Here is a 22,149-nt window from a genome sequence, read left to right as displayed (position 1 = left end):
TTAAAGCTCCTGTGTACAAGAAGGAATCAAATTAGCTAACGGCCCATCGCTCGCGACCAGGTCGACATAGCTTCCTTGTTGCGCTATTATTCCACCGGACATCACCCATACAACGTCAAAATCCGCGATGGTCTGCGGCTGATGTGTTACCAACAGCGTTGTCTGACGAATTGTGGCGCTTTTCAGCGCGCACATGACTAGTTGTTCGCTTTTTACGTCAAGGTTGGCAGTTGGTTCATCCAGCAACAGCAGTCCCGGGGTACGGATCAGTGCGCGCGCCAAGGCGACACGCTGCGCCTGGCCCACGGATAAGCGACTGGCGTCTTCTCCAATTTTGCTATTTATACCATCTGGTAGTTTGTCAATAAATTCCGAGACGTATGCATCATTCAGTGCCTGTGTCAATTGCCAATCATTTGCTCCCGGGTAACCAAGCAGCACATTATCGCGTAGGGTCGATGCCGGTAGTGACGGATTTTGACTGATCCAGCTTAACCGTTCACGCCACTTGTGTAGAGATAACGATCTTAATTCTTTGCCGTTGATTTGCAGCGAGCCTCGATAGGGCAAAAATCCTAGCATAACACCGAGTAGTGAGCTTTTGCCAGCACCGCTGGCGCCAACAATGGCGACTCGTTGGCCAGCAGCGACAGTAAAATTCAGCGGTCCGGCTAATTTACTCCCATCATTGGCTAGTACCAACAAATTATTAGCTAGCAAACTTATCGGTTCCGTAGCCGGCTTTTCATAGCCGGCACCCTGACTATCTGCGTTTTGCTCCAAAAATGATACTAACGATTCAGCGGCGCCCACCGCCTGGGCTTTAGCATGATAAAAGGTGCCAAGATCACGCAACGGCTGAAAAAATTCCGGCGCTAGGATCAGTACCAGAAAGCCAGCGAATAGCGTTACGCCAGTGCCGTAGCTACCGAAATTCAGTGCACCCAAATAGGAAAAACCAAAATAAACCGCGGTAACCGCGATCGAGATCGAAGTGAAGAATTCTAATACCCCAGATGAAAGAAACGCCAAACGTAATACTTCCATAGTGCGCTGCCGGAATGCCTGGGTGGTACGGCCAATATCCTCAGTTTCAGCCTCGGCGCGAAAAAACAGCCGTAAGGTTTCCAGCCCACGGAGCCGGTCTAGAAAATGACCCGATAAGCGAGCCAACACCTGAAAATTACGCCGGTTGGCATCCGCGGCGCCAACGCCGACCAACACCATAAATAGCGGAATCAACGGTGCAGTCAAAAACAGAATAAGACCCGCGGCCCAATTAGTGGGAAATACCACGACAAGAATTATTAGCGGAACCAGAACTGCAAGCCACATTTGTGGCACATAACGGGCGTAAAAGTCATGCAGATTTTCTATCTGCTCAATAAGCATGCTGCTCCAGCTGCCGGCGGGCTTACTACGGATCAAGATTGGCCCCATACGCTCAAGGCGGTTCAGTACCTGTGCACGGATTTGGCGGCGCAGCAAACTACCTGCAATAAAGCCAACTTGATCACGGCTGTAATTGATCACAGCGCGCAATGTGAATAACAACATTAGAACGATCAAGTTGCCGGTCAGGCTTCTTCCGCTGGTAGGATTAGCTATGATTACCGCTTGTAGTAAAGCGGCTAGTACCCAGGCTTGGGCAACAATAGTTAACGAGCTTAACATGCCGAGCAGCACAGAAAGATGTAGCCACCATTTTACCAGCTTGCTTTGCGATCTTAGCCAGCATACTATGATTTGGTGTCTATTCTGATTCATTTACCTCACGCACCACTGCGTTACAACGTCATAGAAAGCAGTTCTAAGCTAGTCCGTCGAGATAACGTTCAGCATCCAGTGCTGCCATACAACCAGTACCAGAAGAAGTAATCGCCTGGCGGTAGTGATGGTCCATAACGTCGCCGGCAGCAAAAACGCCTGGAATTGAAGTAGAAGTAGCGTTACCGTTAATACCAGACTGCACCAGTAGGTAACCATTTTGCAGAGCAAGCTGGGAGCCGAAGATGGCTGTATTGGGGCGATGACCGATCGCAATAAATACCCCGTTGACCGCTAGCTCTTCACAGGCATTGCTTAGCACGTCTTTCAACCGCACGCCGGTGACACCTATATCGTCGCCTAGCACTTCTTCCAACGTACAATTAGTATGCAGAAATATATTGCCGTTATTGACCTTATCCATCAGTCGTTCGATCAGAATTTTTTCAGAACGGAAGGTATCACGACGGTGAATTACATGCACTTCCTTAGCGATATTTGCCAGATACAGTGCTTCCTCAACGGCGGTATTGCCACCGCCGACTACCGCTACTTTCTGATTACAGTAAAAAAATCCATCGCAGGTGGCGCAGGCAGACACCCCTTTCCCTTTATAAGTTTCCTCGGATGGTAAACCTAAATAACGCGCGGAAGCGCCTGTTGCGATAATGAGGGCATCGCAAGTATATTCACCGCTATCACCCACCAAGCTGAACGGCCGGTTCTGTAGCGCCACCTGCGTAATGTGGTCTACAATTATTTCCGTGTTAAATTTTTTAGCATGGGCGTACATGCGCTCCATCAGCAGCGTACCGGTCAGTCCTTCTGGGTCACCAGGCCAGTTTTCCACTGTGGTGGTAGTAGTGAGCTGTCCACCTTGCTCCATACCAGTGATTAACACTGGATTTAGATTAGCACGCGCAGCATACAACGCCGCGGTGTAGCCTGCCGGTCCTGAACCTAATATGATTAATTTACTGTATTTAACCGTAGACATGTTGTTCTCTCACACGGCCGCGTGGCGAAAATTTTTCGCTAACGGTCAGCATAATAGTATTCTGAGGTTGTTTAACGTTTGACTTTATTTAAGGATTAACAATCATCGACTTAATTAATCTGGTTTTTATTACTAGCCGGCTCGTTGCCAGCCGCTGTGCTATCAGCATAAACCTGCGACATCAACCTTCGACATCATAGTCACCGCATAAGCCTTCAGCCATGGTAGAATTATAAGCTGCTTCCGTAAGTTCGTAATCCAGCAACGCATTCTGGCTGCTTACAACCGAATCTAGCGCCGTATCTTCCAGGATATCGGCGATGCGCTGCAGTCCAACCACGTTTTCATTCTGAGCAGTGCGTATCAGCGTCACTCCATTGGTGTTACGACCGACAATTTTTACTTCGGAAACCCGCATTCGCACTAAATTACCGGTGTTGGTGATCATCATGATCTGGTCATAGTCCTCTACCTGCACCGCTCCCACTACTTCACCGTTGCGTTTGCTCACCTTGATGGATATAACTCCCTGGGTAGCGCGTGACTTGGTAGGATACTCCGCCGGGACGGTGCGCTTACCATAGCCGTGCTGTGTTACCGTCAAGATAGTACCCTTGCTGCTGCGTGGCACAATCAGTGACACCACCCGGTCGTCTTCAGCAAGATTAATACCCAAGACACCTGTCGCGGTCCGTCCCATACTGCGTACCTGTGTTTCCGGGAAACGCACCACCTTACCATGGGTGGAAAACAGCATGACGTCGTCATTGCCATTGGTCAAGTCAACTCCTATCAGCTCATCACCATGGTTAAGATTGATGGCGGTAATCCCAGTGCTCCGCTGGCGACGAAAATTAATGACAGACGTTTTTTTTACGGTGCCGTTGGCGGTCGCCATGAAAATATGGTATCCGTATTGATATTCACGCACTGGTAAAATAGCGGTGATACGTTCATTTGACTCCAGCGGCAACAGATTAACTATTGGCCGACCGCGCGCACTGCGTCTCGCTTCCGGCAGCTGGTATACTTTCAGCCAGTACATTCTTCCACGGTTAGAGAATAACAATATCGTTTCGTGAGTGTTTGCTATCAGCAAACGGTCAATGAAGTCACCTTTCTTGATACTAGCAGCTGACTTGCCTTTGCCGCCGCGTCGCTGTGCTTTATATTCCGTAATAGGCTGAGATTTAACATAGCCATGATGGGACAAGGTAACCACCATATCTTCTTGGCTGATCAGATCTTCGATCTTGATATCCGAGTTATTGGCAATGATTTTTGTGCGTCTCGTATCGTTATACTGCTCTTTGAGAGCGATCAGTTCTTTACTAATCACCTCCATTAAGCGGTCTGAATGTTGCAGAATAAGGATTAGTTCAGCTATTTTTGTCAACAGCAAATTGTATTCATCAAGCAGTTTTGCGTATTCCAGACCCGTTAGTTTTTGCAGGCGCAGATCCAAAATTGCTTGGGCCTGCTGCTCGGTCAGGTAATATTGCCCATTGTAAATTCCGTACTTTGGCTCCAGCCATTCGGGACGAGCGGTATCGACGGTGGACTTCAGCATATCGGCAACAGTGAATAACTCCCATGAACGCGCTACCAGGTTGGTCTTAGCGGCTGCTGGCGTCGTCGCTTGGCGAATCAGATCGATCATTGAGTCAAGATTAACCAGCGCCACTGCTATAGCTTCTAGTATATGTGCGCGCTCTCGGGCTTTGCGTAACTCAAAAATGGTCCGGCGGGTTACAACTTCGCGGCGGTGACGTACAAATGCTGATAAAATGTCCTTCAGCGAAAGTATCTTCGGCTTACCATGATGCAGCGCCACCATATTGATACCAAAAGAAACTTGTAGCGGTGTCATAGAGTACAACTTGTTAAGTACCACTTCACCTACTGTGTCGCGTTTAATTTCAATGACGATGCGCATACCGTCTTGGTCGGATTCATCACGCAGACCACTGATGCCCTCAACGCGTTTTTCTTTTATTAGCTCTGATATTTTTTCAATCAAGTTAGCTTTATTAACCTGATAAGGGATTTCATACACAATGATAATTTCGCGTCCGGTCTTGGTTTCTGTGGCTACTTCAGCGCGCGCGCGGATGTATATTTTGCCTCTACCGGTGCGGTAAGCATCTTCTATGCCGCGCCGGCCATTGATGCTAGCTGCTGTTGGGAAGTCTGGCCCCGTAATATGTGACATAAGACCTTCGACGCTGATGTTCTCATCAGCAATATAGGCCAGACAGCCATCTATGACCTCCGAAAGATTATGTGGCGGAATGCTAGTTGCCATTCCTACCGCGATGCCGGTAGAACCGTTCACCAGCAGATTTGGTATCCTAGTCGGCAGGACATCGGGTATTTGCTCGGTACCATCATAGTTCGGCACATAATCGACGGTATCTTTGTCCAGATCTACCAGCAATTCGTGTGCAATTTTTGACATGCGGACTTCGGTATAACGCATTGCAGCAGCTGAGTCACCATCAACGGAACCGAAATTACCCTGACCATCCACTAACGGGTAACGAAGTGAGAATGGCTGTGCCATCCGCACAATAGTATCGTAGACAGCCATATCCCCGTGAGGGTGATATTTGCCGATTACGTCGCCCACTACACGGGCAGATTTTTTATAGGATTTATTCCAGTCATTACCGAGAACATTCATTGCAAACAACACGCGACGGTGTACGGGTTTAAGTCCGTCCCGTACATTCGGCAACGCCCGTCCAACAATTACTGACATGGCGTAATCAAGATAAGAACGTTTAAGCTCTTCTTCGATATTTACTGGTGTAATTTCTTTAGCAAGGTTGCTCATAGAACCGCTATCCTTCTGCTTAATGCAGCTTATACCCACCCGGATTTAAAGCTGTTACAGTATACCATCTTTCTCACCTACTTTCTCACCTATAAAAATTTACTGTTTCAAGGCACATAGTAGTAATACAGTAATGTAGTAGTAATACAGTAATCATGTGCTAATCAGCTCATGCTGCCGGTTCTCACACTCAGCTAACACACGATACTCCATCACTTGTGAGGAACATTCAAGGACAACAGCACTACACTACATCAATTCAATCGGATTATTATGGTGCTTGATTGTATTCTTCCTCGCACGATCTCGTTTAATTAATGGCTATCGTCAACATTTGCGTAGTTAAATTGGACTAAAAGGTATGGTTTTACACTGCACACTATCACGCTAAAGAAACTATCAGGTTTGGCTATATGGGTTTGGTGGATTAACTAGCGAGTGGCTGAGTAGATTGATTGCTAAACGTTTATACAAAACTACCAAACTTGGCCCGTTACTCACTTGCATTGCATTGGCTTTATCACTATAAAACATATTAACCAAGTTAACGAATATGTTTTATAGTGATTTGCCTCTTGCCAGTCGCTATTGCCTGCATGCCAGCAGGGCGTTTGCGGATCACCGAGACAGGTATAAAGCTGCATGAACCAGAGTATGCTAGTCACAAAGCGCGACGGAAGTCAGGAAACCATTAACCTAAATAAAATTCACCGGGTCATAGACTTGGCGGCCGAAGGCCTGGAAAACATCTCTGTTTCCCAGGTGATGTTGCGTTCCCATATCCAGTTATACGACGGTATAAAAACCGCCGATATCCATGACACCATCATCAAAGCCGCTGCTGATATGATTTCGCAACAGGCGCCAGACTACCAGTATCTAGCAGCAAGGCTGGCTGTATTCCATTTGCGAAAAAAAGCCTACGGCCGGTTTGAGCCGCCGAAACTATATGATCATGTATCGCGACTGGTCGCGATGAATAAATACGATAAACATTTGCTAATGGACTACAGCACCTGCGAATTCGATCAGATGGAAGGATTTATCGATCACTGGCGCGATATGACCTTCTCCTATGCTGCAGTTAAACAGCTAGAAGGAAAATATCTGGCGCAAAATCGGGTTACCGGCGAAATTTATGAGAGCGCCCAGTTTCTTTATGTGCTAGTGGCAGCCTGCCTATTTTCCAGCTATCCGCGCACGACACGCTTGGACTACGTCAAAAGGTTCTATGACGCCATTTCGACCTTTAAAATCTCACTGCCAACTCCGATTATGTCAGGCGTACGTACTCCAACCCGTCAGTTCAGTTCTTGCGTGCTAATCGAATGCGGCGATAGCCTTGACTCTATTAACGCGACCGCAAGCGCGATTGTCAAATACGTTTCGCAGCGCGCCGGGATTGGCATTAATACCGGCCGTATCCGCGCGCTTGGTAGCCCAATACGCGGCGGAGAGGCCTTCCATACCGGCTGTATTCCTTTCTATCAACATTTTCAGACCGCTGTTAAATCCTGCTCTCAGGGCGGCGTGCGCGGAGGAGCTGCCACTTCGTTCTACCCCATATGGCATCTAGAAATTGAAAGCCTGTTAGTGCTAAAAAATAACCGCGGTATTGAAGCTAACCGGGTACGCCATATGGATTATTGCGTGCAACTGCACAAACTTATGTACCAGCGCCTAGTAAATGGTGAGGACATCACATTATTTAGCCCATCAGACGTACCAGGACTGTATGAAGCATTCTTCGCTGATCAGGATGAATTTGAGCGATTGTATACATTGTATGAACAGGACATTAGCATCAGGCACCGCCGTGTAAAGGCGGTAGAACTTTTTTCACTGATAATGCAAGAGCGTGCTTCCACCGGTCGCATTTATGTACAGAACGTGGATCATTGTAATACCCACAGTCCGTTCGACGCAGTGGTGGCGCCAATACGCCAATCAAACCTTTGTCTGGAAATCGCCTTGCCAACCAAACCGCTAGCAGACGTTAACGATGACAGCGGAGAAATTGCCCTGTGTACCCTATCTGCCTTCAACCTAGGTGCAATCGATAGTCTTAATGATCTACATGATCTAGCGACGCTTGCAGTGCGTGCTCTAGATGCGCTGCTAGACTACCAGAAATACTTGGTACCAGCCGCCAAGCGTAGCGCTCTTGGACGACGTACTCTAGGCGTGGGCGTAATTAACTTCGCCTATTATTTAGCCAAGAATGGCGTACGCTACTCTGACGGTAGCGCTAATAATCTGACTCACCGCACGTTTGAAGCCATGCAGTACTATCTGTTGAAGGCTTCCAACGATCTTGCTCGTGAGCGCGGTGCTTGCCCATTGTTCAACGAGACCACCTATGCGCAAGGTATTTTGCCCGTCGATACATACAAAAAGGATCTCGACAGTATCGTTAGCGAACCACTGTATTATGACTGGGAAGCACTGCGCGAGAATATTAAGCAGCACGGCTTACGCAACTCAACCCTGTCTGCGCTGATGCCGTCTGAAACATCATCGCAGATTTCTAACGCCACAAATGGCATCGAGCCACCGCGCGGACTGGTTAGTATTAAAGCATCAAAAGACGGCATTCTGCGCCAAGTAGTACCTGAGTCAATACGTTTGCAGGAAGCATATGAGTTGCTTTGGGAAATGTCTAGCAACGAAGGTTACCTGCACTTGGTGGGTGTGATGCAGAAATTCGTCGATCAGGCCATTTCTGCCAATACTAATTACGATCCGTCCCGTTTCCCTGCCGGTAAAGTACCAATGAAGCAATTATTGCAAGATTTGCTAACTGCGTATAAATTTGGAGTGAAAACTCTGTATTACCATAATACTCGCGACGGAGCAGAAGACGCTCAGGAAGATATGCAGTCGACGCAACAGGAAAATTGCGAAAACGGCGCCTGCAAACTTTGAACGTAAACGTGGGCGTTAACGATTCCATCAACAGGTAACTGGAGTTAACATGGCCTATACCACTTTTTCACAAGTGAAAAATAATCAACTGTTGGAACCAATGTTTTTCGGCCAGCCGGTTAACATTGCTCGCTTCGATCAGCAGAAATACAATTTTTTTGAAAAACTTATTGAAAAACAATTGTCTTTCTTTTGGCGCCCAGAAGAAGTAGATGTGTCACGTGATCGTATCGACTATCAAGTGCTGCCGGAGCACGAAAAACATATTTTTATTAGTAATCTCAAATACCAGACGCTACTAGATTCCATACAAGGACGCAGTCCCAATATCGCTCTACTGCCGCTAATTTCGATACCAGAATTGGAAACTTGGGTGGAAACCTGGTCATTTTTTGAAACGATACATGCTCGCTCCTATACCCATATTATACGCAATATCGTCAACGCTCCATCGCTGGTATTCGACACCATTATCACAAACAAAGAGATTCTAAAAAGAGCACAGAATATTTGTGGCTATTACGATGGTCTGATCAAGCTAGCAAGCTATTATCAGCTTTTGGGTGAAGGTACTCACTATGTAAATGGTAACATGGTGATGGTTAATTTGCATGAGCTGCAGAAAAAGCTCTATCTTTGCCTGATGAGCGTTAACGCATTGGAAGCAATCCGTTTCTATATCAGCTTCGCCTGCTCTTTCGCCTTCGCCGAGCGTGAAATTATGGAGGGTAACGCGAAAATTATTCGCCTAATCGCCCGCGACGAAGTGCTGCACTTAACAGGCACCCAGTATATGCTGAACCTAATGCGTTCCGGTGATGATGATCCGACAATGGCTAAGATTGCACTTGAATGTCAGCAGGAAAGCTATGATTTGTTCCTGATGGCAGCGCAACAGGAGAAAGACTGGGCGAGCTATTTGTTCCGCGATGGGTCTATGATCGGCTTAAACAAAGATATTCTTTGTCAGTATGTGGAATATATCACCAATATACGCATGCAGGCGGTTGGGCTTGATCGGCCCTTTACCACTCGCTCCAATCCGATTCCTTGGATCAACTCCTGGCTTGTGTCGGATAACGTTCAGATGGCGCCGCAGGAGGTTGAGGTAAGCTCCTATCTGGTAGGTCAGATTGATGCTACCATTAATAATGACGACTTTAGCAACTTCAAGTTGTAACCTGACCCAGCAGATCCTTATACACTGGCGCCAAAACCGGGTAGCGCTTTCCTACAGGTAATACATCGCTCACACTATTTAACGTGCTAGAGGCTTACAAGGTTCCAGTAGAAGTTCAGTGCCGTTCCGGCTAATTGCGATTGGGAACAGTTAATTACTACCAGTAGTCACTGGCGTTTATCAACCAAGGGGAAATTATTCCCTGCTGCTGTTTGCCTGTCGATAATATCTAGCTGGAATTATCATTACGTGCTTGCTGGGTTGGTTAGTACGTTCATCAACTAATCACCCTCGGTGAGGGTTTACATAACAATCTGTAACTAACAGGAATAGCCCAATACGCAATCAACCACTAGCTAAATAGCTGTTTCTGCCGCTTATCTTACGATTTTGCTGATAGTGACGCCAGTGTTGCTACCATAACTGCTTTGATTGTATGCAGTCGGTTTTCTGCCTGATCGAACACCACGCTATTGGTGGATTCAAACACTTCATCGGTAACTTCCATTCCGCCAACCAAGTTATATTGGGCAGCAATTTGCTTTCCTAGGGTAGTGTGATCGTCATGGAATGCTGGTAGACAATGAAGAAACTTCACCTGTGAATTGCCTATTTGGCGTAACATGTCCATATTTACCTGATAGGCACGCAGCATCTCGATACGTTCTTGCCATAAGATTTTGTCTTCGCCCATCGATACCCAAACATCGGTATAGATAAAGTCAACCTCCTTGATGCCAACAGCAATATCTGCGGTAAGGGTAATGTCACCGCCATTTTCCCTTGCTAGGTTACGGCAGGAAGTAACTAAATCTTGATTAGGCCAACAGGCATTCGGTGCTACTAGCCGTAAATCAATACCGGTTAACGCAGCTGCTTCTAGCAGCGTATTACCCATGTTATTGCGCGTATCGCCGACATATGCCAGCTTCATTTGAGGGAATGATTTTTCCGGCAAAGATTCCTGCATGGTCAATAGATCAGCCAGCAATTGAGTTGGATGGAACTCGGTCGTCAGTCCGTTCCACACCGGTACGCCGGCATAGCGCGCAAGAGTTTCTACTATCTCTTGGCCATAACCGCGATATTGGATACCGTCATATATACGACCTAATACCCTAGCGGTATCCTTCATGGATTCTTTATTGCCTCGCTGGCTACCGCTTGGCCCCAAATAGGTTACGTTTGCACCCTGATCAAAGGCGGCAACTTCGAAAGAGCAGCGGGTCCTGGTAGAATCTTTTTCGAATATGAGCGCAATATTTTTACCGGCCAAAAGCGGTGTTTCGCATCCAGAACGCTTTTGGCGCTTAAGATTTGCAGCTAGCGCTAATAATTGATTAATTTCGTCAGACGTCAAATCCATCAATCTTAGTAAACTACGTTTCCATAACTTATTCATAATCAGTCGCTCCCGATTCATTCTAATTTTAATGTTAAATTAACTAAATCATCACCACTGTATATGTCATAATATTGAAATTCAAGGGTTCAACAATACCCACATCTTTTGGGAGAAAATGGCGGTATAGGCCTTCAAACTGGGTGATTAGGTAACGGACAACGAGTTGTAGGAGCGAATAGTTGTCCGACAAACTCTTGATTTTACTTACCTACCCTACCACTCACTGATCGCGCCGCTAGTGATCAGCATTGATTAGCAATCATGTGCCTCAGCTGGCTGCTAGCTGCGCTGGTTGTTAGTCCGTTTATCAAATAATCACCGCTAGGTGCCATGAAATAGCGGTCACAAACTTGCAATGATCTCGTGCTGCTCAAGTAATTTTGTTCTGAATTGCTGATATCTTGCCAATTTCTGGCGTTCTTTTACCACCACATATTCCGGCGCCCGGCAGATAAAGTAATCATTATTTAGTTTAGCAGAGATACGGCCAATTTCGCCTTCTATGTACACCGCTTCCTTCGCCAGTCGTGCCAGCTCTGTGTTTTTATCAACAATACCGTTCATCGGTATCAGCAGTTCGGCGCCGTTGATAATTTTGGTAACAGAAACGGGCCATGTATCATCTGCTGACATCAGTGTGATACTTTCAAGCCGTGCAATGGTAACAATCAAGCGACGGTTTTCGTTTACTATGCGCGTAACCGCCTGTGAAGCCTGGCGTAACAATACCGCTAACGGCTTATTAGGCGCAATATTCATTTCGGCACGAATCGTGCGAACCGCGATGATAGCTTGCTTCATCCATTCCACATCGCTGATGGCAGCAGCGTCTTCTAAAGCAGCATCATAGGCGGGAAACGGTTGCAGCATAATGGTGGTCTCACCCTTGTTACTACTAGTAAGGTTGTGCAACCGCTGCCAGATTGTTTCTGTAATAAATGGCATGATTGGATGTGCCAAACGTAGTAACGCTTCTAGTACGTTGACCAACGTATGGCGGGTACCACGAAGTTCGGCGTCATTACCACAGCTCATAACCTGCTTGGTTAGCTCAAGATACCAGTCACAAAATTGGTTCCATGTGAATTCGTACAACATACCTGCAGCCAAATCAAAACGATAATTATCTAACGCCTGGCGAAAAGCCGTCACCAACTGATTAAATTCCGCCAGGATCCAGCGATCTGCCAGCGATAGTACTTGATCGCCGCCGTCAAAACCACAGTCATGCTCTTCGGTATTTATCAGGACAAAACGGCTGGCATTCCACAATTTATTGCAGAAATTGCGATACCCCTCTAGACGATTCATGTCCCATTTAATATCGCGGCCATTAGAGGCAAGAGCGGTCAACGTGAAGCGCAGAGCATCGGTACCGTGCGGCGCAATGCCGTGTGGAAATTGTTTTTTTGTGCGTTTGCATATACTGTCAGCCAATTGCGGCTGCATCATATTATCGGTGCGCTTTTTAAGTAAAGCTACCAGCGAAATGCCGTCAACCATGTCCAGAGGATCAATAATGTTACCTTTGGACTTAGACATTTTATGCCCTTCTTCATCGCGAATAAGACCGGTTATATAGACGGTTTTAAACGGCACTTGCGGCTTGCCATTGTCAGTCTTGATGAAATGCATGGTCAGCATTACCATGCGCGCTATCCAGAAAAAAATTATATCAAAGCCGCTAACCACTACACTTGTGGGATGAAACGTGCGTAGCGTTTCAGTATCTTCCGGCCAGCCTAGAGTGGAGAAGGTCCATAGTCCAGAGGAAAACCAGGTATCCAGCACATCTTCTTCCTGGCGCAGTGGTACATGATCAGCTAACTGATGTTGCTGACGCACGTCGATCTCGCTACGACCTACATATACCCTGCCCTCCGGGTCGTACCATGCTGGAATACGGTGGCCCCACCATAGCTGACGGGAAATACACCAATCCTGTATATCCCGCATCCAGCTGAAATACATGTTTTCGTACTGCTTCGACACAAAGTTAATCTCACCCAGTTCCACCGCTTTCACCGCTACTTTCGCTAGTGGCGCGGCGCGTACGTACCATTGATCTGTCAACATCGGTTCTATAACCACGCCGCTGCGATCTCCATAAGGCACCGTGAGTTCTTGGTCAGTGACCTCATCTACTAGCAGATTCAATCTGTCAAATTCGGCAACGATGGCCTTGCGGGCGGCGAACCGTTCCAGCCCACGGAAAGCCACCGGAATTTCGCTAGATATAGCCTGGCTTGTCTCACCATTAGTGTCAAAAACCTCGGCTTGCTGGCGGATTGCACCGTCAAAGGTGAATATATTGATCATAGGCAGTGCGTGGCGTTTGCCTACTTCATAGTCGTTAAAATCATGTGCTGGAGTAATTTTGACACAGCCGGTGCCTTTAGTCATATCCGCGTGTGCATCGCCGACGATTGGTATACGGCGGCCGACAAGCGGAAGTATGACGAATTTACCAATCAAGTCGCGATAGCGCGGATCTGCCGGGTTTACTGCCACGCCGGTATCTCCTAGCATGGTTTCTGGCCGCGTGGTTGAGACCACAAGATAATCCAGCTTAGTGGCAGTGTACGTACTTTCGGCCAGCGGATAACGCAGCTGCCACATTGAGCCTGTTGACTCTCGGTGTTCTACTTCCAGGTCAGAAATAGCGGTGCGTAAGGTCGGGTCCCAGTTAACAAGGCGTTTGCCGCGATAAATTAAATCTTCCTGATACAGCCGCACAAACACTTCTTTAACAGCGTTGGACAGCCCTTCGTCCATTGTGAACCGCGCGCGTTCCCAATCCACAGAAACGCCAAGTCGGCGCATCTGATGGTTAATGGTGCCGCTGGATTGTGCTTCCCACTGCCAAATCTTAGTAATGAAAGCGGCGCGGCCGCAATCGTGGCGGTTTTTGCCCTCTTCTGCGACCATTTTGCGTTCAACCACCATCTGCGTCGCGATGCCGGCGTGATCTGTACCAACCTGCCACAAAGTATTTTTACCCAACATACGCTGATAACGAATAAGAGTATCCATAATAGTCTGTTGGAAGGCATGGCCCATATGTAGGCTGCCAGTAATATTTGGCGGCGGGATCATGATGCAGTAGCTATCCTGCTTGTGGTCATTGTGCGGCTTGAAATAACCACGCTGCTCCCAGTGCTTATACAGCTGTTGCTCGATCTTTTTGGGCTGGTATTTTTTATCCATGATACTTGTTTTAATCACCTTGTTGGTGGTATTGCCGTAGTCAATTGGAAGCCAACGCTACGATAAGTTTTATAACGATTGCGCGCCAGCTGTTTTAAAGTTGCTTCAGCCGGAACGAAATCAATGACTTCATTAAACGATGAGGCAAAATCCGCGTAGACCGACAACAGCAAGCTTATCAACACCTCCCTATTCATGTTACTACCACGGCGCTGTTGCCAGCAAATTTCTACTGGCGTGCCGTATGGCGAGCATTCTCCCGTCAGGTTATGTGGTACGAAAGTATCAGGATCGCACGCCCACAGCGCTTCGTCTATTCTAAGCGCTTGGGCTTCATCCTCACAGGCGATAAGTACCAGTTTGCCCTCCCGCCATTTATCGACGGTAAAATAACAGGCCAGCCATTCCATGAGGTTAAGACTGGCTTGGTTGAGTAAATAAAAGGTTGCGTTTTTCATGTGCCAGTTAATCAGTTAATTACATAAAAACAACCTGCGGTCTGCCGAGCAGGCAGACAAAATTCACCAATTAAATTCTATAAAAAAAACATTAGCGCGGGATATAATGGGCTGGTCTGTTAATGGCAAAAACAATCATCGCTAGGCCACCAGCGTAAAACGGTTATCAAGTTCCATGTTGGTTATATTTTATCAGCAAAAGATTAAAATATAATGTGATAGCAACCTGTGCTATCAACCACATGTAAGTTTTTTAGAAGTATCAATGATAGATTAGTGATGAAAATTACTAAATCTTTTCTACTTTCTACAAATAAACAAGTTTTTACAGGCGCCATAAGTGTGATTATTACTAGATATCTGGTTTGGGAGACCGTTAAAAGCCAGCTCGCCATTCTGTTCATCCTGCTGTTGGTTTTTTTATGCCAAAAACTGGGACAACTTTTAGGCACAGTAGTGGAGGGAGATATTCCACTAAACGTAGTGTTAGCCTTACTGGGATTAAGTTTGCCGGCAATGGTGCAATTAATTCTTCCCTTGAGTCTATTCCTTGGTGTGTTAGTGATACTTAGCCGTATGTACGCTGCAAATGAAATTACGGTTATATACGCTTGTGGGTTTGGTAAAAGTATTTTGATCCGTGTGGCGCTGCTGCTCAGTTTGATGAACGCGATAGTAGCAGCGGTGAATGTGATATGGCTTTCACCCGGTTTGTCACGTTATCAAGCGATAGTAATATCGGACGCAAAAGTTAATCTTAGCACAGCGGCTGGGCAATTCAAATTAGCCGATAACGGTAATTTGGTGCTGTTCGTGGGTAAAGTTCAGGATACAGTGTTTGAACATATATTCATGGCAAAGATCAAGCCAAATTGCCATGCTCGCCCTTTCGTTATTATGGCAGACCGTGGCCATATGACCAAGCTGTCTGACGGCTCGCAAATCTTAATGCTGGATAATGGTACTAGCTATGAGGGGACTGCTTTGCTGCGAGATTTCTGCATTACTAGTTTTGCTAAATATCAAGCGCTGATCGGCTCTAGATCTGTGGCGAATAGCATCGAAACTAAGCAAATGACAATGCACCAACTGTGGCACTCGTCTGAGCCGGAGGCGCGCGCTGAGTTTCACTGGAGGCTAACGTTAGTTGTGTCGGTGTTGATTATGACCATAATGGTGGTACCGCTGTCGGTAGTTAACCAACGGCAGCAGAGTATCGTGCTGCGTATACTACCAGCAATGCTGCTATATCTACTGTTCTTTTTGCTACAAATTACCCTGCGCTATCATAGTGCCAAGGGCAAGCTTGACCCGATGTTTTGGCTGTGGCTGACCAATGTGTTGTTTCTAGTGCTAGGGCTAATATTGAATGTGTTGGACACCGTACCGATCAGAAGGCTGCGTGGGTGGCTGCTACCAAAAGGCGCACCCTCATGTTGAGGGTCTTGGACCGCTACATTGGTAAAACAATTTTCAATCCCATAATGATGACCTTGTTCCTGCTGGTGTCGCTATCTAGTCTGATCAAATTCGTTGAGCAAATGCGCAAAGTTGGCCAGGGGGACTACTCGGTAATGGGCGCAGGTCTGTTTACCTTACTTAGCGTGCCCAAGGATAGCGAGATCTTTTTTCCGATGGCTACTCTAATTGGCACGTTGCTGGGGCTGGGTTCTCTGGCAACCAGCAGTGAACTAGTGGTAATGCAGGCAGCTGGTTTCAGCCAACTGCAGGTAGCCAGTTCAGTCATGAAAACAACCATTGCACTGGTGCTGTTGAGCCTGGCCATCGGCGAATGGGTAGCTCCAGCAAGCGAGCAAATAGCCTATCATTACCGCAACCGAGCAATTAACGTCGGCTCCATGCAGTCAAATAAACACGGTCTATGGGCCAAGGACGGTGATGATTTTATTTTCATCGAGCGGTTAGTTGGCAATGATAAGCTGGCCGGCGTCAATATTTATCACTTCGATCAAAAAGCAGAACGGCTACAGTCGCTGCGCTATGCCGCAACGGCTCACTTTAACAATGGCAGTTGGAAACTATCACAGGTGGAAGAAGTTAATTTAACTAACCGCCATCAAATCAATGGTCAGCAACACCTAAACGTTGAATGGGAAACCAATCTGACGCCGGATAAATTGGGGGTAATAGCGTTGCCAAATTCATTGTCTATCTCTGGGTTGGCTAATTACGTTAAGTATCTTCAGCAGAGTGGGCAGAACTTCAAACGTTACCAGTTGAAGCTGTGGAGCAAAATTTTCTCTCCTTTCTCAGTGGTGGTGATGATGCTAGTGGCACTGTCTTTTATTTTCGGACCGCTGCGCAGCGTGCCTCCGGCGGTACGATTCATTACAGGCATAAGTTGCAGTTTATTGTTTCACGTCTTGGATCACATCTGCGGGCCATTAGGTCTAGTATACAACCTGCCGCCAGTATTCGGTGCATTACTACCCAGCATGGTTTTTATGATCATCAGTATAGTTATGCTATTAACTAACTAATACTGCCTAATACTGCTGCATAAGCAGTATTAACTGCTTCTAGTAGAGTAGTAGAGTTCGCGGGTTACGTCGTCACATTGGTTTTTTTTGCGTAAAATTGAAATTTTCTCGATTTTTTTGTTGCATAGGTCATCAGCTCTACCTAGAATGCGAAACACTTAATGCCGGCATAGCTCAGTTGGAAGAGCAACTGACTTGTAATCAGTGGGTCGAGGGTTCGACTCCTTCTGCCGGCACCAAAGGATCAGGTGGGGTTCCCGAGCGGTTAAAGGGAGCAGACTGTAAATCTGCCGTCACAGACTTCGAAGGTTCGAATCCTTCCCCCACCACCAAATTAGGAAAAGCCAATGGTTATGAACTACCGGGGAAAAGACCTAATAAATATCAGGTAGCCGAGTCCAAGCTGCGGGCATCGTATAATGGCTATTACCTCAGCCTTCCAAGCTGAAGATGTGGGTTCGATTCCCACTGCCCGCTCCAATCTGCTGATATAGCTCAGGTGGTAGAGCACACCCTTGGTAAGGGTGAGGTCGGCAGTTCGAATCTGCCTATTAGCACCACTACTTTTTGTCTCCTTCCTGATTCTGGATGAATTTACAAAACATTAGCAGGTATTTCGCCTAATTGAACCACCGATATGTTTGTGTCTTAGAGGGACAAGCGATGTCTAAAGAAACGTTTCAACGCACTAAACCACACGTTAACGTCGGTACTATCGGCCACGTTGACCATGGTAAAACTACCTTAACCGCCGCCATCACCACCGTTCTGGCCAAGGCTTACGGCGGAAACGCGTGTGCCTTTGATCAGATCGACAACGCGCCAGAAGAAAAAGCCCGCGGTATCACTATTAACACTTCGCACGTTGAATACGATACCCCGCGCCATCACTACGCGCATGTAGACTGCCCGGGGCACGCCGACTATGTGAAAAACATGATCACTGGCGCGGCCCAGATGGATGGCGCGATTCTGGTGGTTGCCGCCACCGACGGTCCGATGCCCCAGACCCGCGAACACATTCTGTTAGGTCGCCAAGTAGGCGTACCTAACATCATCGTGTTCATTAACAAATGTGACATGGTCGAAGACGAAGAGTTGTTGGAACTAGTGGAAATGGAAGTTCGAGAACTACTGTCTCAGTACGACTTCCCGGGCGATGAGACGCCGGTGATCCGCGGCTCCGCGCTGAAAGCCCTGGAAGGTGACGAACATTGGACGCAAAAAATTATTGAACTGGCGAACGCGCTGGATAATTACATTCCGGAACCAGAACGTGCCATTGACCAGCCGTTCCTACTGCCTATCGAAGATGTTTTTTCAATCTCAGGTCGCGGCACCGTGGTTACTGGTCGTGTGGAACGCGGCACCGTCAAGGTGGGTGACGAAGTGGAAATTGTTGGCATGAAAAATACCACCAAAACAACCTGCACCGGCGTTGAAATGTTCCGTAAACTACTGGATGAAGGACGTGCCGGCGAGAACGTGGGCGTGCTGCTGCGTGGCACTAAGCGTGACGACGTTGAGCGGGGCCAGGTTCTGGCTAAACCAGGTTCGATTAAGCCACATACTAAGTTTGAATCTGAAGTGTATATTTTGCGCAAAGAAGAAGGCGGCCGTCATACACCCTTCTTTAAAGGCTACCGTCCGCAGTTCTACTTCCGTACTACTGACGTTACCGGTACCATCGAACTGCCAGAAGGAGTTGACATGGTGATGCCTGGCGACAACGTTAAAATGGTGGTCAACCTGATTGCCCCGATCGCCATGGCCGATGGTTTGCGTTTTGCTATCCGCGAAGGCGGCCATACCGTTGGCGCTGGTGTGGTGACTAAACTTATCGCTTAAACCAGTAGTACATGCAGGCTGATATTCCACTGTTTCAAGCGACCGATGATGAGATAAGTAAGATAGAATCGATTAGAGTCAGGGGCTCATTGACAGGTTTTTGATGGGTACACATACCAAATCGACAAAACGCGCGCGGGGGCGGGAAGTGGTGACGTGGTTAATCGTTGTCACTGTTCTGTTAATAGTTACCATAGTTGGTAACTATTGTTACCGCGATTATCACTGCTTATGCTTGAGAGCACTAGCAGTCGTTATTATCGCTCTCGCGGGCTGGTGGGCCATAGTTACGGCCAAAGGCAAGTCTTTTATTCAGTTTGCGCGTGAAGCACGTAACGAAGTGCGTAAATTAATTTGGCCGACTTACCAGGAAACGTTCCATGCGACGTTAATTGTCATCGCGGTCACGACCGTAATCTCACTGATTCTGTGGGGACTGGATGGTTTGCTCGTTCGTGTGGTATCATTCATACATAGCCTGAGGTTATCAGATGTCTGAAGCTCAACAAAAACGTTGGTATGTGTTTCAGGCGTTTTCCGGGTTTGAGGGACGCGTAGCGCAAGCCCTACGCGAATATATCAAACTTCACAATATGGAAGCGCTGTTTGGCGAAGTTCTGGTACCGACAGAAGAGGTTGTTGAAATTCGTGGCGGCCAGCGGCGTAAAAGTGAACGGAAATTTTTTCCAAGCTATGTTCTGGTGCATATGGTGATGAATGACGCTAGTTGGCATCTTGTGCGAAGTTTACCGCGCGTCATGGGCTTCATCGGCGGTACCTCGGATCGTCCCGCACCTATCAGCGATAAAGAAGTAGAAGCGATCATGCAGCGCCTACAGCAGGTTGGAGATAAGCCACGGCCGAAAACTATTTTTGAACCGGGTGAGCTGGTCCGTGTTAACGATGGCCCCTTTGCCGACTTCAATGGCGTGGTGGAAGAGGTTGACTACGAAAAAAGCCGCTTGAAAGTATCGGTATCTATTTTTAGTCGCGCCACTCCGGTGGAACTTGACTTCGGTCAGGTTGAGAAATGCTGAGTGTTGACCGCATGTTTTGCTCGTGGTGCTAAGTTAAAAGTTAAAATAGAAAGACTGTTAGTCTTGGTATGGTAGACTATACGTCTACCTATCGTATTTTACGAGAAGCCTTAATTGGCGATATCATCACATAAAACATAAAAGTAAAAGGAAATTGCATGGCCAAAAAAGTGCAAGCCTATGTCAAATTGCAGGTAGCGGCAGGAATGGCAAACCCTAGTCCACCTGTAGGTCCAGCCCTTGGTCAACAAGGAGTTAACCTTATGGAATTCTGTACAGCCTTTAATGTTAAAACCGAAAGCCTTGAAAAAGGGTTACCGATTCCTGTTGTTATCACTGTTTATTCAGACCGTTCTTTTACGTTTGTTACCAAGACTCCGCCAGCCGCCGTGCTGTTGAAAAAAGCTGCCGGCATCAAATTAGGTGCTAGTAAGCCGAATCAAAGCAAAGTTGGAAAAGTGACCAGCGCGCAAGTACGTGAAATCGCCGAAACCAAAGCGTCTGATATGACTGGTGCCAACGTTGAAGCGATGTCTCACTCCATTGCTGGTACCGCTCGTTCGATGGGCCTGGTAGTTGAGGATTAATCATGTCTAAAATAACCAAGCGCAAGCGTGTCATCCGCGATAAAATTGCTTCAAATAAGCAATACAACTTTACTGAGGCAGTGGCGTTGCTGAAAGAATTAGCTACAGCTAAGTTTGTTGAAAGCATCGATGTTGCCATTAATCTTGGCATTGATGCACGCAGATCAGATCAGAACATCCGTGGTGCTACCGTGCTACCGCACGGTAGCGGCCGCCGCGTGCGCGTGGCCGTTTTCAGCCAAGGCACTAACGCTGAAGTTGCTAAAACCGCCGGTGCTGATCTGGTTGGCATGGATGATTTAGCTAACCAGATCAAAATAGGCGATATCAACTTCGACGTAGTTATTGCGGCTCCGGAAGTGATGAGTTTTGTCAGCCAGCTGGGTCATATCCTCGGTCCCCGCGGTCTGATGCCAAACCCCAAATTCGGCACCGTCACCCCTAATATCGCGGAAGCAGTTAAAAAGGCCAAAGCTGGTCAAATTCGCTATCGCAACGACAAAAACGGTATTATCCACACCACAATCGGTAAAGTTGACTTTGAGTCTGAAAAATTACAAGAAAATCTGGAATATTTGCTAATGGCGCTGAAAAAAGCTAAACCAACACAAGCCAAGGGCTTTTACATCAAGAAAGTTAGCCTATCCACCACCATGGGCGCAGGGGTAGTAATCGATCAAAGCAGCCTATTAACTGCAGCAAATTAGTTATTGCGTTACAGTAGTTTCTTGTTTACCGTAAATGCAATACCGACATTTTCGGTTTCAGGGACGACAGCTTAATTTCAAGATTAAAGTATGTAAATTAACTTTAAATTATGGGGTGGTCCCCTTCCAGGAGTACATACAAGCTAATGGCATTAAATCTTCAAGACAAAAAAACTATTGTTGCTGAAGTCAGCGAATTAGCCAAATACGCGCCTTCTGTCGTTGTTGCAGATTCAAGCGGCATTACGGTAGATAAAATAACTGAGCTGCGTAAAGCAGGTCGTGCCGCCGGTGTCTACATGCGCGTTGTTCGCAATACACTGATGTGCCGCATAGTGAAAGACACCCTGTATGAGGGGCTAAAAGACACGTTTATAGGTCCGACTTTAATTGCATTTTCTAATACACATCCAGGCGCAGCAGCTCGTCTGTTTAAGAATTTTGCTACAGCAAATCCCAATTTTAAAATTAAAGCTGCCGCCTTTGCAGGAACAGTTATTCCTGCATCGCAGATCGACCGACTAGCAAATTTACCAACTTACGAAGAAGCAATCGTCCGCATGATGTCAGTAATGAAAGATGCCTCTGCCGGAGAGCTGGTTCGCACGTTAGCTTCACTGTGCGATCAAAAACCAGCGATATGATTTACGGTTATATCTATTAGAAAGCAAAAGCCATTGCAAATGTTAACAAA

16 protein-coding genes and 4 tRNA genes are annotated in these 22,149 nt (G+C 47.0%); 14 read left to right on the top strand and 6 right to left on the bottom strand.

Annotated features, from left to right (window positions below; all coding sequences use genetic code 11):
• From cydD to gyrA, 3 genes are all read right to left on the bottom strand, one after another.
• Positions 1 to 1,767 (bottom strand): heme ABC transporter permease/ATP-binding protein CydD, encoded by a 1,767-nt coding sequence (gene cydD, locus MEPCIT_RS02305; RefSeq protein WP_013975820.1) that lies wholly within the window; start codon positions 1,765 to 1,767, stop codon positions 1 to 3.
• A 43-nt stretch (positions 1,768 to 1,810) separates the two neighbouring features.
• Positions 1,811 to 2,764: a thioredoxin-disulfide reductase gene (gene trxB, locus MEPCIT_RS02300; protein WP_013975819.1), complete on the bottom strand. Its 954-nt coding sequence runs from the start codon at positions 2,762 to 2,764 to the stop codon at positions 1,811 to 1,813.
• A 181-nt stretch (positions 2,765 to 2,945) separates the two neighbouring features.
• The gene (gene gyrA, locus MEPCIT_RS02295; protein ID WP_013975818.1) at positions 2,946 to 5,600 is read right to left on the bottom strand and encodes a DNA topoisomerase (ATP-hydrolyzing) subunit A; all 2,655 of its coding nucleotides are present in this window, start codon (positions 5,598 to 5,600) and stop codon (positions 2,946 to 2,948) included.
• Between the two features lie 642 nt (positions 5,601 to 6,242).
• On the opposite strand from gyrA, the gene nrdA reads away from it, so the two are divergent.
• Positions 6,243 to 8,525 (top strand): class 1a ribonucleoside-diphosphate reductase subunit alpha, encoded by a 2,283-nt coding sequence (gene nrdA / locus MEPCIT_RS02290; RefSeq protein WP_013975817.1) that lies wholly within the window; start codon positions 6,243 to 6,245, stop codon positions 8,523 to 8,525.
• A 49-nt stretch (positions 8,526 to 8,574) separates the two neighbouring features.
• Positions 8,575 to 9,705: a class Ia ribonucleoside-diphosphate reductase subunit beta gene (gene nrdB / locus MEPCIT_RS02285; protein WP_013975816.1), complete on the top strand. Its 1,131-nt coding sequence runs from the start codon at positions 8,575 to 8,577 to the stop codon at positions 9,703 to 9,705.
• 382 nt (positions 9,706 to 10,087) lie between these two features.
• Here the strand turns inward: nrdB and argF are convergent, their stop codons facing one another.
• From argF to MEPCIT_RS02270, 3 genes are all read right to left on the bottom strand, one after another.
• On the bottom strand, positions 10,088 to 11,107 hold the full coding sequence (gene argF / locus MEPCIT_RS02280) for an ornithine carbamoyltransferase (RefSeq protein ID WP_013975815.1): 1,020 nt from the start codon (positions 11,105 to 11,107) through the stop codon (positions 10,088 to 10,090).
• 345 nt (positions 11,108 to 11,452) lie between these two features.
• Entirely contained in the window at positions 11,453 to 14,317 is a 2,865-nt protein-coding gene (locus MEPCIT_RS02275; protein ID WP_013975814.1) for a valine--tRNA ligase, read from the bottom strand.
• A 14-nt stretch (positions 14,318 to 14,331) separates the two neighbouring features.
• Complete coding sequence (locus MEPCIT_RS02270) at positions 14,332 to 14,775, bottom strand: DNA polymerase III subunit chi (RefSeq protein WP_013975813.1); 444 nt, start codon at positions 14,773 to 14,775, stop codon at positions 14,332 to 14,334.
• A gap of 342 nt (positions 14,776 to 15,117) precedes the next feature.
• On the opposite strand from MEPCIT_RS02270, the gene lptF reads away from it, so the two are divergent.
• The 12 genes from lptF to rplJ all read left to right on the top strand — a co-directional run bounded on the left by lptF (position 15,118) and on the right by rplJ (position 22,099).
• Positions 15,118 to 16,215, top strand: coding sequence for an LPS export ABC transporter permease LptF (gene lptF / locus MEPCIT_RS02265; RefSeq protein ID WP_015580522.1), 1,098 nt, complete (start codon positions 15,118 to 15,120; stop codon positions 16,213 to 16,215).
• Entirely contained in the window at positions 16,209 to 17,276 is a 1,068-nt protein-coding gene (gene lptG / locus MEPCIT_RS02260) for an LPS export ABC transporter permease LptG (RefSeq protein ID WP_015580521.1), read from the top strand. Before lptF ends, lptG begins: the two co-directional genes overlap by 7 nt.
• A gap of 163 nt (positions 17,277 to 17,439) precedes the next feature.
• Positions 17,440 to 17,515: transfer RNA gene (locus tag MEPCIT_RS02255), tRNA-Thr, on the top strand.
• 8 nt (positions 17,516 to 17,523) lie between these two features.
• A tRNA-Tyr gene (locus MEPCIT_RS02250) sits at positions 17,524 to 17,608 on the top strand.
• Positions 17,609 to 17,681: 73 nt separating this feature from the next.
• Positions 17,682 to 17,756: transfer RNA gene (locus MEPCIT_RS02245), tRNA-Gly, on the top strand.
• Positions 17,757 to 17,760: 4 nt separating this feature from the next.
• Positions 17,761 to 17,836 (top strand) — tRNA-Thr (locus tag MEPCIT_RS02240).
• A 103-nt stretch (positions 17,837 to 17,939) separates the two neighbouring features.
• The gene (tuf, locus tag MEPCIT_RS02235) at positions 17,940 to 19,124 is read left to right on the top strand and encodes an elongation factor Tu (protein WP_013975810.1); all 1,185 of its coding nucleotides are present in this window, start codon (positions 17,940 to 17,942) and stop codon (positions 19,122 to 19,124) included.
• A gap of 103 nt (positions 19,125 to 19,227) precedes the next feature.
• Positions 19,228 to 19,623 (top strand): preprotein translocase subunit SecE, encoded by a 396-nt coding sequence (secE, locus tag MEPCIT_RS02230; protein WP_013975809.1) that lies wholly within the window; start codon positions 19,228 to 19,230, stop codon positions 19,621 to 19,623.
• Positions 19,616 to 20,161, top strand: a complete 546-nt coding sequence (gene nusG / locus MEPCIT_RS02225; protein ID WP_013975808.1) for a transcription termination/antitermination protein NusG — start codon at positions 19,616 to 19,618, stop codon at positions 20,159 to 20,161. The genes secE and nusG overlap by 8 nt, the downstream gene beginning before the upstream one ends.
• Before the next feature lie 158 nt (positions 20,162 to 20,319).
• The gene (gene rplK / locus MEPCIT_RS02220) at positions 20,320 to 20,748 is read left to right on the top strand and encodes a 50S ribosomal protein L11 (protein ID WP_013975807.1); all 429 of its coding nucleotides are present in this window, start codon (positions 20,320 to 20,322) and stop codon (positions 20,746 to 20,748) included.
• Positions 20,749 to 20,750: 2 nt separating this feature from the next.
• Positions 20,751 to 21,455: a 50S ribosomal protein L1 gene (gene rplA, locus MEPCIT_RS02215; protein ID WP_013975806.1), complete on the top strand. Its 705-nt coding sequence runs from the start codon at positions 20,751 to 20,753 to the stop codon at positions 21,453 to 21,455.
• A 146-nt stretch (positions 21,456 to 21,601) separates the two neighbouring features.
• Entirely contained in the window at positions 21,602 to 22,099 is a 498-nt protein-coding gene (gene rplJ, locus MEPCIT_RS02210) for a 50S ribosomal protein L10 (RefSeq protein ID WP_013975805.1), read from the top strand.
• Positions 22,100 to 22,149 lie beyond the last annotated feature (50 nt).

Source organism: Candidatus Moranella endobia PCIT (assembly GCF_000219175.1).
In the GTDB taxonomy this organism is placed as follows: domain Bacteria; phylum Pseudomonadota; class Gammaproteobacteria; order Enterobacterales; family Enterobacteriaceae; genus Moranella; species Moranella endobia.
This window is presented reverse-complemented; position numbering and strand designations above follow the sequence as displayed.

Coding starts and splice junctions, on each gene's coding strand:
- cydD (WP_013975820.1), bottom strand. CDS start 1,767: ATGAATCAGAATAGACACCAAATCATAGTATGCTGGCTAAGATCGCAA.
- trxB (WP_013975819.1), bottom strand. CDS start 2,764: ATGTCTACGGTTAAATACAGTAAATTAATCATATTAGGTTCAGGACCG.
- gyrA (WP_013975818.1), bottom strand. CDS start 5,600: ATGAGCAACCTTGCTAAAGAAATTACACCAGTAAATATCGAAGAAGAG.
- nrdA (WP_013975817.1), top strand. CDS start 6,243: ATGAACCAGAGTATGCTAGTCACAAAGCGCGACGGAAGTCAGGAAACC.
- nrdB (WP_013975816.1), top strand. CDS start 8,575: ATGGCCTATACCACTTTTTCACAAGTGAAAAATAATCAACTGTTGGAA.
- argF (WP_013975815.1), bottom strand. CDS start 11,107: ATGAATAAGTTATGGAAACGTAGTTTACTAAGATTGATGGATTTGACG.
- MEPCIT_RS02275 (WP_013975814.1), bottom strand. CDS start 14,317: ATGGATAAAAAATACCAGCCCAAAAAGATCGAGCAACAGCTGTATAAG.
- MEPCIT_RS02270 (WP_013975813.1), bottom strand. CDS start 14,775: ATGAAAAACGCAACCTTTTATTTACTCAACCAAGCCAGTCTTAACCTC.
- lptG (WP_015580521.1), top strand. CDS start 16,209: ATGTTGAGGGTCTTGGACCGCTACATTGGTAAAACAATTTTCAATCCC.
- tuf (WP_013975810.1), top strand. CDS start 17,940: ATGTCTAAAGAAACGTTTCAACGCACTAAACCACACGTTAACGTCGGT.
- secE (WP_013975809.1), top strand. CDS start 19,228: ATGGGTACACATACCAAATCGACAAAACGCGCGCGGGGGCGGGAAGTG.
- nusG (WP_013975808.1), top strand. CDS start 19,616: ATGTCTGAAGCTCAACAAAAACGTTGGTATGTGTTTCAGGCGTTTTCC.
- rplK (WP_013975807.1), top strand. CDS start 20,320: ATGGCCAAAAAAGTGCAAGCCTATGTCAAATTGCAGGTAGCGGCAGGA.
- rplA (WP_013975806.1), top strand. CDS start 20,751: ATGTCTAAAATAACCAAGCGCAAGCGTGTCATCCGCGATAAAATTGCT.
- rplJ (WP_013975805.1), top strand. CDS start 21,602: ATGGCATTAAATCTTCAAGACAAAAAAACTATTGTTGCTGAAGTCAGC.